The 7910-nt window shown below is 38.5% G+C and carries 7 protein-coding genes; 4 read left to right on the top strand and 3 right to left on the bottom strand.

Annotation, left to right across the window (positions count from 1 at the left end):
• Positions 1-325: 325 nt before the first annotated feature.
• Positions 326-1210: a ParA family protein gene (locus IQ246_RS27600; RefSeq protein ID WP_194006482.1), complete on the bottom strand. Its 885-nt coding sequence runs from the start codon at positions 1208-1210 to the stop codon at positions 326-328.
• Positions 1211-1719: 509 nt separating this feature from the next.
• On the opposite strand from IQ246_RS27600, the gene IQ246_RS27605 reads away from it, so the two are divergent.
• The 4 genes from IQ246_RS27605 (at position 1720) to IQ246_RS27620 (ending at position 5951) form a co-directional block, all read left to right on the top strand.
• Positions 1720-3105: an AAA family ATPase gene (locus IQ246_RS27605; RefSeq protein WP_194006483.1), complete on the top strand. Its 1386-nt coding sequence runs from the start codon at positions 1720-1722 to the stop codon at positions 3103-3105.
• Positions 3102-3845 (top strand): ParB/Srx family N-terminal domain-containing protein, encoded by a 744-nt coding sequence (locus IQ246_RS27610; protein WP_194006484.1) that lies wholly within the window; start codon positions 3102-3104, stop codon positions 3843-3845. Before IQ246_RS27605 ends, IQ246_RS27610 begins: the two co-directional genes overlap by 4 nt.
• A 42-nt stretch (positions 3846-3887) precedes the next feature.
• Positions 3888-4568, top strand: coding sequence for a hypothetical protein (locus IQ246_RS27615; RefSeq protein ID WP_194006485.1), 681 nt, complete (start codon positions 3888-3890; stop codon positions 4566-4568).
• A gap of 150 nt (positions 4569-4718) precedes the next feature.
• Complete coding sequence (locus tag IQ246_RS27620; protein WP_194006486.1) at positions 4719-5951, top strand: glycosyltransferase family 4 protein; 1233 nt, start codon at positions 4719-4721, stop codon at positions 5949-5951.
• Positions 5952-5967: 16 nt separating this feature from the next.
• On the opposite strand, the gene IQ246_RS27625 is transcribed toward IQ246_RS27620, so the two are convergent.
• Both IQ246_RS27625 and IQ246_RS27630 read right to left on the bottom strand, forming a co-directional pair.
• Positions 5968-6789: a class I SAM-dependent methyltransferase gene (locus IQ246_RS27625; RefSeq protein WP_194006487.1), complete on the bottom strand. Its 822-nt coding sequence runs from the start codon at positions 6787-6789 to the stop codon at positions 5968-5970.
• Between the two features lie 91 nt (positions 6790-6880).
• Positions 6881-7828, bottom strand: a complete 948-nt coding sequence (locus tag IQ246_RS27630; protein WP_194006488.1) for a glycosyltransferase — start codon at positions 7826-7828, stop codon at positions 6881-6883.
• Positions 7829-7910 lie beyond the last annotated feature (82 nt).

Consider the following 7910-nt stretch of genomic DNA (forward strand, 5'->3'; position numbering starts at 1 on the left):
GCATTGGGCATGGGGCATGGGGCATTGGAAAAATTTTACCCAGTCACCAGTCACCAGTCACTAGTCCCCAATCCCCAGTCACCAGTCCCCAAGGGAGTATCCCGTTTTGGCAGATTGCCCTGCGCTAAGGCGCACGCTACGCGAACAGATTAGAAGTCTGGGGCTATACAAACTAAACCCGCGCAGGCGGGTTTGGGAGAGTCCGCGTAGGCGAACTTCTCTGCGAGACGCTATTCGCGAACGTTTGTGTAGCCGCGATTTCCAATCGCCCGGTGTTTCTTCCAAAAATGGATGCTCCCGTCACCAATCCCCAGTCACCAGTCCTTTACAACTTTTGCAACAACTCCTGAGTTAACTGAAAGAATGCTTTAGAACCAGATGATTGGGGAGCATTTAAAACAACTGGCATAAAACTATCAACAGCTTTAGCAACATTTACATCAACTGGTATTTGAGTCTTACAAATTTTTTCTACACCAAAATCTTCAACAACACGGTGCATCACTTGTTTGTAATATCTGCCAGTTAAAAGATTAGCGTTGGACATGCTAAATACAATTCCTAGCATTTTTATATTTATCTTTGTTTCATGTCCGTGACTGTCTTTTAATTGAGCAATGCGTCTTTCCAGTAATTGAATACCCACCACAGATAAGGGTTCTGGCTTCGCAGGAAGTATATAGAAATCACTCCCAGCTAGAGCACTACGAGTCAATAGATTATAGCCAGGGGCACAATCCAAGAGGATGAAATCATACTCTTGGCGAACTGATTTTAAAATGTTATTAATCAAGACTCTTTCAAACCGATTCCAAATCGCTTCAAAGTCCTGTTCGCCCAAAGCAACTGCTTGTTGATGCAGCATTTCTGAGACAACAAATTCATCATATAAGTCGATATCTCCTGGTAATAAATCTAGTCCAGGTAAATTACAAACTTGAGATTGAATGATTTCCTGAATCGTCAATTTTGCGTTTGGTTCTGGATTGACAACTTCATCTATCAGATATCTAAATGTCAGTCTTTTTTTGCGACGCTTGGCAAAGTCCAAAGGCGACATCAGACTGAGTGTGGCACTAATTTGGCTGTCTAAGTCAAGAACAAGCACCCGCTTGCCATGATTTTTCGCCAAACAAGTAGCTAAGTTGACGGTGAGGGTGGTTTTCCCTACACCACCTTTCATATTTGCAGTAGCAATTACATATCCCATTGGTTGATTCCTCTGATGACGCCTTCCATCTAGGTAGCGTACACCCCTGCTGAACAATTGAAACTTCCGTTAAATTTAATATTTTCGGTGACTCAAAAGAGTCGTTTCAGTCATGTTTCCTCAATTGAAGCAGTCAGATTATATAGCAACCCGACTTGAATTGTGCAATGCCGACAAAGAAAAAAACCTGTTCCCCTGAAGTATACGTCTACACTTATCTAACTTGTGCGTTTAAGTTGGGAACTTATATTAAAGCTCACATGTCTCTGGTAGAGATACACAGATGATGTGTGTCCTTACAGCATTTAGCTTTTACTTAGCCTAATACTTTTGAACATGCCTAGCTCTCACAAACAGCTAAATTCTTAGTGGAAACACTGCTTCTACTATCATTTGTTATACTTTTTGTTTAAGTATGTTTTATTGCTCAGTATAATTAACGCCATGTCATAATCAAATATAAATTCCGTTATTACCAATAATTGTAATTTTTTAGAGGTATAAAAAGATTGCCTTTTAATCCTGAACTGTGTCGTAACGAAAGCGAAGTTGAAAGCAAACTCATAGTGCAATATTTGCTACCGCAGCTAGGATATACTCCTGATACTTGGCATCAAGAAGTTGCCCTTGGTAGCATCCGCTTAGACTTCTTAGCATTTGCCGCACAAGTAATTCCCTTGGTTTTAGATGCGAACTCGCCGCTGAGTGTCGTCATGGAGGCAAAGCACCCTAAACAAAACTTAAATAATCACGTCTTCCGACTCAGGCATTATTTAACAAGCTTGAATGTGAGATATGGGTTACTAACTAATGGGAAAGAGATCAGAATTTATGAGAAATTTCAAAATGATGTTCGGTTAGTGTTTCAATGCTATGGCAAGGATATCGAGACGAAGATAGATGAAATTGCAGGTTTTATTGCTAGAGAAAGCCTGAAAGAAAAAGTGTTTATAGATAAGTCAGAGATCGAAATAGCTGAAGATGATTTAAGTCTTGAAACTAAGAGGCAAAATTCAATGAAAACAATTGCGGTTTACCATAACAAAGGTGGCGTTGGCAAGACAACTATCGCAGTCAACCTTGCAGCAGCCTTAAGAAAAAAAGGTAAAAGAGTACTTTTGGTTGATATAGATTCCCAGGCAAATACTACTTTTGCTACCGGATTAATCAAATTTCAATTTGAAGAAGAAGATAACTTGCGAGATTCTAATATTTATCATTTGTTAGAATCGGGTGAGTTTTATTTAATATCAGATGTTATGCATAAGTCACATTACTTTAATAATCCTGAACTAGATGTTATTCCTGCACACATTAATTTAATTGAAGGGCAGTATAAACTTAATCAAATTGATGCTAGTAAGACCAGGTTAGTTACGAAATTAAAAAAAGTAGAAGATAAATATGATATTGTTATAATTGATACTCCTCCATCTAGAGATTTATATGCTAAAGTCGCACTGGTTGCTGCTGATTACCTAATAATTCCTTCGGATTTAAAACCATTCGCTAACCAAGGATTGTTAAGTGTCAAAAACTTCATTGTAGAAGTTAATGAATTTAGAGAAATGATAGGAAAATCACACATCATATTAATGGGTGTTCTGGCTTCAAAAATCTCAACTAATTCTAAGTTCCTACAATATACTTTTCCTAAACAAAGGAGTGTGATTTCAGAACGTTATGATCTTCCTTTGATGGAAGCAGTAATTTATGATAGAACCGTGCTCTCCGAATGTATGAATCAAACCATAACAGTCGGAGACTTAGAATATCCTGATCCGAAATCTGTTCTTAAATATGCAGAAGAGGTCAAGTCAGATGCTCAAAAATCTGCTATGGAATTTGATATTTTAGCAGATGAAGTCTTACAGGGAATAGGATTAAAAAAATGATTAATTTTTCAATGGTTGATGTTAAAAATATTACTTCTACTGTTGCTAGATCCAATTTTGCAGAGGCTGATCTAGAAAACCTCGCAGACTTAATTATAGAGACTGGAGGAATTGTAAAACCATTAGTGGTTAAAATGACAGGTGTAGAGAATTATACGGTAGTAGATGGACATTTTGAATACTACGCTGCTGTTCGAGCAAGAGAAAAAAATTCTCGCAAAGGTGAAATGGTCAATGCCTTTGTTGTCTCATCAAAAGTAGAAGATTTAGTATTAAAGCAAGTTGCAGTTACCGAAAGCTTAGTTTCTACTGCTCAACCATCAAAAACTAGAGATGAAAAAGCGAATAAGGAATCATCACGTATAGCAAACCTGGAATTACGTCTTGAGAAACAACTCAATGAATTAAAGTCAGAATTTTCACAAGAAAGACAGAGGATAGATACTAAACTAAAGCAGATCGAAAATCAGATTCCCAAACAAATTTCACCATTAGATGTATTCAATAACTTGAGTTTATCGGATCTTGCTTTGAGATTAAGAAATGCTGGATTTAGCGAGCAACAAGCTGTTAAAGTAGCTGAAAGTGTAGAAAAAGAACGTAATAAGAAAAAGTTTGAAGCTTTGAGCGATGTAGTTGAACGTATAAAAATCAAACATGGTAAGAAACAGATTAAAGGTATAACTAGCGATAGAATGGTCATTCTTCTTGATACTTGGTCACGCACCTTGTCTGTTTAAGTTTTAGTTATCGTTGAGTTGCAAGAAAAATTCGTAAATGATATGGATGATCTGGAATCCAAAATACTTGAGATATTGAAGCGTGGCACTCCCCTAAGAGCAGTAAAAATTGCTGACATGCTGGGAGTTGAAAGACGGGAAGTAAACCACTACCTGTATTCTTCATTGAAGAATATGGTTGTTCAAGATAGTGAATTTAAATGGTCATTTAAGACAAATAAAATAGGTAAGAATCAGCGTATCCCAACTCAACCTCGAAAATCTCAAACTCAATCACCAATACCTATACAGCAAGATACCTCGTATAGTTTTACTAAAAAGGAGATTAAACAAGATACTCCAAATCAACCGCCAACTTCTCCAACTCCATCCTCACAGCCTGTAAAGCAAACTAATCCGTATGAAGTTGTTAAAACACAACTTGCTCAACTATCTTCAAGGGAAAAGGTAAAAATTTTAGAAAATGCTTTTAGGCAAGATAGATTTTCAGAATTGGAAGATGAGCAAATAAATGCTCTCCAATCAATATTGGAAGAGGCTAAACGGGAAGTAAATATAACCAATACTGCATATACACAAGGGAAATTAAGCTCTTGGAAGGCTAATCGTTTAGCGATCGCAGCAGTATCCATTACCTTAGCTTTTGGTACATTCTTTGTGATCAGTCAACTTAGACCCAGTTCAACTTACCAACCTACCCCAACTATCCCACAAAATAGGTAGATTCTCCAACCCTTAACTGAGTATTTGTATTACATAATTGTGGGGCATTGCTTACCGTTTACAGTCTTTCTTTGCGCCTCTGCGTGAGGAATTCTCATATATACGTCTACGCATTCCCACATAACTTGTAATCATCGGAGACATACTTAAGTGACGACTTTCCCGATTCGCACTTTATTTATCACAAAAGAAGTACCTTATCCACCCGTGGGTGGATCAAGTTTACGTACCTGGCAAAACATCAATATTATGATGAAGTTTGGCCCTGTTGGTGTTTTTTCAGCCTCCAACTGGACTCCTAAAAGCACATCTCTACCGGGGGTTACACTATGGAAGCACTCCAACTTTGCCACACACCGGTCAAACTGGGAAAACTTAGAAAGTCGGTTGTGGTGGCTACATCCCCGCAGACATCCAGATGCAGATTGGGCTTATACAAAAACTGCTGCTCAAGAATTAGACGAAACCCTGACCAAATTTCAGCCCGATGTTGTAGTTATTGAGGAGGTATGGCTGTACCCTTACTTGAGTGTGGTCAAGAAACATAAATGTCGTATTATCTTCGATAACCATAACGTGGAAGCATCTCTATGGCAGCAGAGATACCATGCCGTTAAGGGTGTAAAGTCAAAGTTAAAAGCCAAGATTCAGCTAAACCATCTCAAGTTAATTGAGGGCGACTTTACTAAGCAAGTTAGCCAAGTGTGGGTATGCAGCGAAGATGATGTGAGCTTGATAAACAAATTTTACGGACAAGTATCGCCCACTTATGTTGTACCTAACGGTATCAATGTCGCGCACTACGACTGTATACGCTCCGGTGAATACAGCCCGAAGACTGAATTAGAGAATACCAGCCGGAATGTTCTTTTTCTTGGTCAACTTTCATACTCACCCAATACAGTGGCGGCTGAGTTATTGATTAACCAAATCTACCCCCAACTGCGGGAGCTTTACCCAGATAGCCGTTTGCTGCTAGTGGGGCGCAGTCCGACTCAATTTATGCTGGATGCTGCTGAGCGATCGCCTGGAATTATCGTTAGTGGTAGTGTACCAGATGTCCGACCCTATTTGGCTGCTGCCAGCGTGATGGTTGTACCACTACTTCAAGGTGGAGGTACGCGCCTGAAAATCGTAGAAGCTTTTGCTGCTGGTTGTCCTGTTGTTAGTACAGCTAAAGGTGCTGAAGGAATCAACGCTACAGATGGGGAACACCTGCTGATTAGAGAGGTGGAAGAGTTAGTTGCAGGAGTGTCCAAAATTTGGTCAGACCCTTCCTTGGGCGAGAAACTAGCTCGTTCAGCTTATGAATTAGTACAAGCAGAATACTCCTGGGAGGCGGTTAGTTGCAAGGTGGAAAAGGCTATCCACAACCTATTTTGAAGAAGTTGTCTAAAATTTAGACGGTTTTTTCTAGTACAATGCACTGTGTAAGAACGTTGTCAACGACTAAAAATTCATCTAAACGCTGACGAATATTCTCTAGTTCAAACTCAGAATAGCCGTACAATTGTCCAGGATTACCCATTTTAAGCTTTAATCCAGAGTGTTCAACTAGAGAACTTATCGAGATATTAGAACCATATTTATTGGAATGTTTATTGGTAAATGGATAACAATCTAAGAACAAATCTATTGTTGCGATGAAACAGCCACCAGGTTTAAGAAGGCGTTCGATTTCTTTTGCCAGTGATGGCAATTCCTCTGATGGTATATGTTCAATTGCAGAGATACAGAAAATGCGATCGTAATAATTACTCTTCAAATTAGCGTTTTGCAAGAAATCTTGAATAAATTTAACTTTACCACCAAAGGCATGATTTAATTGATGAAACTGCTCAATAGTAAATATCCAATCAACTTTTTCGCTAGGATTAACAAGAGGGTCAATGGAGGTAACATCCAGACCACATTGAGCTAGTACAAATTGAAAACCAGAAGCTCCAGTCCCAACTTCGACTACACGCATACCCGCTTCTAATGGTGTAGCGAAAAAACACCAAGGATATTCAAAAGTGCGTGTAAGGCTATTAATTTGAAAACCGAAAGGCCCAATCTGTCTAATTAGTTTACTAGGTAGGTTATAGCGATTACGCCAAGCAAAATTGTTTCCAGTAATTTGGGAATTGGTGTATTGATACCACCATGAAGCTCCCACAGGTGCTTTATACTTTTGATTCCAGATAAAAAACCTAGAAGGTAGAATCTTAGGTGCTAGCATAATTAAGTTATTTCCTTTTAAATTGAGGAGTAAGTAGACTGGACTTTTTAATCAACCAAATATTTCTCGTATTTTGTTTTATTAGGTAATATTAACCTCGCGCTTGTCGTAGCACGCTAAACGCCTTACTCCGTAACCCAACTGGTAATAGCGATAAACCTAAACCAGTCCACGCTTTCGTAGTTGAAAAAGACTGTCCTGCTAAAATTAGTTCTCTGCCTTTTTGCGTTTCACCCTTTTCAATTAAACGCAAACCTAATAATAATTGTGTTTCAGCAAGACGATTTTTGCGGATAAGCTCTAGTTTTTCTGTCTCAAATTTATAACTTTCTAAATATTGGATTTTGTCGAATAAATAGGGAATAGCTCGATTAATACCTTGCTGTTCTGCGTGAGAACGATATTCCATCAATAGTTCTGGTAAGTAATAACCATTTTTCCCAGCTAAAGCTAGCCGCACAAACAAATCGTTGTCCTCACAATTTTGCAGATTAGGCAACATAAATCCTAATTGTAGCAAGGTTTGACGGCGAAATAATGTTGCTCCAATTTGAAAGCTTTGATGAATAAACACAACTTCTAGCAAATTATCTACGATACCTGCTGGTAAATTCGTTCTACCCCAACGATGAGAATTTTCTTGAGTTTTTTCTGCATCGCGGACATTATTAATATCGATTATCCAATGGTCTGTGCCAACAAAATCAATAATAGAGTCTTGTTCCAAAATTACAGCAGTACATGCTAAAAAGTTAGTTGTTAGCCTATCATCGTCATCAAACTTCATAAAATATTTGCCGCTAGCAGCATCAAAGCCAGAGCGCATATTATTGCTTTTACCAATATTTTGTGGATGACGGATGTATTTAATGCGGTTATCTGTATAACGTGACATTAACTCAGGTGTACCATCGCTAGAACCGTCATCACAGACAATTAATTCAAAGTCTTGCTCAGACTGCTTAAGTACACTGTCAATGGCATAAGGTAGGAGATAGACACGATTAAAAGTAGGGATGCAAACACTAATTTTAGGCATATTTTATATATAGTAATCCGATTTGATTCGTGAACTGACTCGTAGAGATGGGGAATGGGGAATGGGGAATGGCTGTCTCTTA

The organism is aff. Roholtiella sp. LEGE 12411 (assembly GCF_015206995.1).
In the GTDB taxonomy this organism is placed as follows: domain Bacteria; phylum Cyanobacteriota; class Cyanobacteriia; order Cyanobacteriales; family Nostocaceae; genus Komarekiella.